This window comes from Tsukamurella pseudospumae (assembly GCF_001575205.1).
GTDB lineage: Bacteria > Actinomycetota > Actinomycetes > Mycobacteriales > Mycobacteriaceae > Tsukamurella > Tsukamurella pseudospumae.
In genome coordinates this window covers 1-2691 of the sequence record NZ_LSRE01000027.1, presented here as the reverse complement: position 1 = coordinate 2691, position 2691 = coordinate 1, and the positions used below count along the sequence as shown (strand labels likewise).

At 64.2% G+C, this 2691-nt stretch carries 3 protein-coding genes; 1 reads left to right on the top strand and 2 read right to left on the bottom strand.

Going from position 1 to position 2691, the window contains the following annotated elements:
• Positions 1-285 precede the first annotated feature (285 nt).
• Entirely contained in the window at positions 286-849 is a 564-nt protein-coding gene (locus AXK61_RS16355; protein WP_068746381.1) for a sigma-70 family RNA polymerase sigma factor, read from the bottom strand.
• A 182-nt stretch (positions 850-1031) separates the two neighbouring features.
• Here AXK61_RS16355 and AXK61_RS16350 point away from each other — a divergent pair, with 182 nt between their 5' ends.
• Positions 1032-1346: a zf-HC2 domain-containing protein gene (locus AXK61_RS16350; RefSeq protein ID WP_068746380.1), complete on the top strand. Its 315-nt coding sequence runs from the start codon at positions 1032-1034 to the stop codon at positions 1344-1346.
• 833 nt (positions 1347-2179) lie between these two features.
• Here the strand turns inward: AXK61_RS16350 and AXK61_RS16345 are convergent.
• The coding region (locus tag AXK61_RS16345; RefSeq protein WP_156485712.1) for an IS3 family transposase at positions 2180-2691 on the bottom strand (512 nt) is incomplete at its 5' end.

The window sequence follows — 2691 nt, the reverse complement described above, 5'->3', positions numbered from 1 at the left end:
CGACCATCGTCCGCGCGTCCGAGAATGGGCGCCCCTGCCGACCGGTCCGCGCCGGCAGCATGCCCTCGATCAACGACCACTGAGCATCCGAGAGCACCTGAAACCGCGACATGAAATCAGCGTCTCAGGAACCGACCCCGATCATTGTCAGACACGCCCTAGCCGCCTCACTCGGCGCGCTCTTCCTTCAAGTCCGGCGCCCGGACTCATTACCGGTACCAGCCGGCTTGGTCTCTCGCCTAAGCTGACGATCCTCACCGCTGGGGTAGGAAGTAGGGAGCTTCTCTACCCGACCGCTGTGTCGCTAGAGGGAGTCGTTGCCTCGAGATCAGCACGGGCCCGTGAAACCCTGGAGCGAACAGTCCCGATCGGCACTCCCGTGACGTCAGCGACTTCTGCGTAGCTGAACCCAAGCACTTGGGTCAGCACCAAAGCCTCCCGCCGCTCAGGAGACAGACCCGACAACAGGTCAAGGATGCTCGCGCGGGTGTCGAGCCCCAACCCCGGTGCAACGCACGTGGCCTCGAAGACAGCCTGGACATCCTGGCTCGCGAGCCGAGGTCGCACCTGCGCATGCCGACGAGCATCGACAACCACCCTCCGCGCGATGCTGATCAGCCACGTGCGCGCCGAGGACCGACCTTCGAAACGGTGCAACGCCCCGATGGCTCGCAAGAAGGTTTCCTGCGCCAGATCCTCGGCATCCTGCGGACCGCTCAAATGACAGATCACTCGAATCACGTCGCGTTGGGTCGTGCGGATGAACTCCTCAAGAGCTGCACTCTCACCACGCCCAGCAGCGAGCGCCAGCTCGGTGAGCTTCGCGTCCGCGCCGGATCTATGCGACATAGCCCATATGAAACCAGGCCAGGAGGCACACAGGTACCTCCAGGGGGTAACAAACTACTACTCGCTGTAGTTGGCGGTCACGGCTTCGCGGGATTCCGTAGCTGCCGATCGTCCTCGACGGACAGCGGTGGCCACGACTAGCCTGATTAATTGAGTAGCACTTCGACAGGTAGGAGGGGCACGTGAGCATCGACTGTGATCACGCTCGCGAGGCGCTCTCCGCGGATCTCGACGGAGAGCAGGGCGCCGCGGATGCGGTGAACGCACAGGACCATCTCAGCAATTGTCCGGCATGCCGCAACTGGTACACGGAGATGACGCGGATCAACCGTCGTTTGCGGCTCACGGCGGTCCCTGACTCCGCCCCGACACAAGGTTTCACCGACCGCGTGCTCAGCCTGATCGACCTCAAGACCGTGTGCGGCTGCGGCGACCGGTGCGGTTGCTCCGAGCCGTGCGGCTGCGGTGACCTCTGCGTGTGCCGACAAGGCGCGTGAAACTGGGAACCTCGAGGCCCCGCCGTGCGACTAACTGTATGAAGCGGCCCCTGTGCCGCGGTCGTCAGCATGTCGAAGGGAAACCCGGTGGCTCATGCGCTCGTCTCACGCCTAGCAATCGCGATGATGGTCCTGTCCGTCGTGATCGGATCTAGTACCTCTGCTCCAGCAACCGCCGAAGCCGGCGCTGCAGCAAGCAGTGTCGCGCGCTCGCGCGGCTAAGGAGGTTGGAATGCGGACAGCGATAGCCGGACCGGATCCCGTCTTGCTCAAACGTGTCATCGACTTTCACCACGACCTGGCAGCGCAGGCTCGCACTATCAGGACCGCGGGTGAGTTGCTCCGGCACATCCCGCTCCCGGTAGATGCCAAGCAACTCGAACGCTCGGCCAAGGACGCCTTGAGGACATTGGCATCCGATCCCCGACTGCGGGCGTGTTGGCCCCCTGTGGACCCGATGTCAGTGAGCCATGACCGACGTGAAGCGCTGCTCCGTGCCAGCGGAGTATTTTCCGCCGCTGGCTTTCTCGGCCTCTCGTCGATCGTTCTCGCTGCGGTGGTTCCTGAGGTTGCCGCGCCGACGGCAGGTGCGGCAATCATCATCGGAGCTGTCGCTGGAGGCCAAGCCTTCTGGACGACGACCGCCCGCCCGGCGCGAGCCAGGCGCGATTTCACCACATGCCTGCGCACCGCGGCCTTGCGGCCTGGGACGTCATGACACCCCTGGCCTCCCGCCAATCTCCCGCCGCTCCAGCGGCCCGAGACAGCACTTGACAACTGAACGCGCCCCCGCACGTACGGGACTGCTGCACCGAGAGGTGACAGTTACGGTGTTATGCCGCCGGGGCGGCTGTGTTGATGATGGTCTCGTATTCGATCGGGGTCAATCGGCCGAGGCGGGCTTGCCGACGGCGTCGGTGGTAGGTCCGTTCGATCCACGTGACGATCGCGATCCGCAGCTGCTCGCGGGTGGCCCAGCGGTGCCGGTCGAGGACGTTGCGCTGGAGCAGCGCGAAGAACGATTCCATCGCGGCGTTATCGCCGGCAGCGCCCACGCGGCCCATCGACCCGACAAGGCCGTGCTGGTTCAACGCTGCCACGAACTTGCGCGACCGAAACTGAGAACCCCTGTCCGAGTGAACAATACACCCGGCGACGGGACCAGGTCGACGGGCAACAGCATTGTTCAGAGCGTTCACCGCCAGGCGGGATTGCATGCGTGAATCGATGCTGTAGCCGACGATCCGCCCCGAGCACACGTCCTTGATCGCGCAGAGGTAAAGCTTGCCCTCATCGGTCCAGTGCTCGGTGATATCAGTGAGCCACAACTCGTTCGGATTGTCGG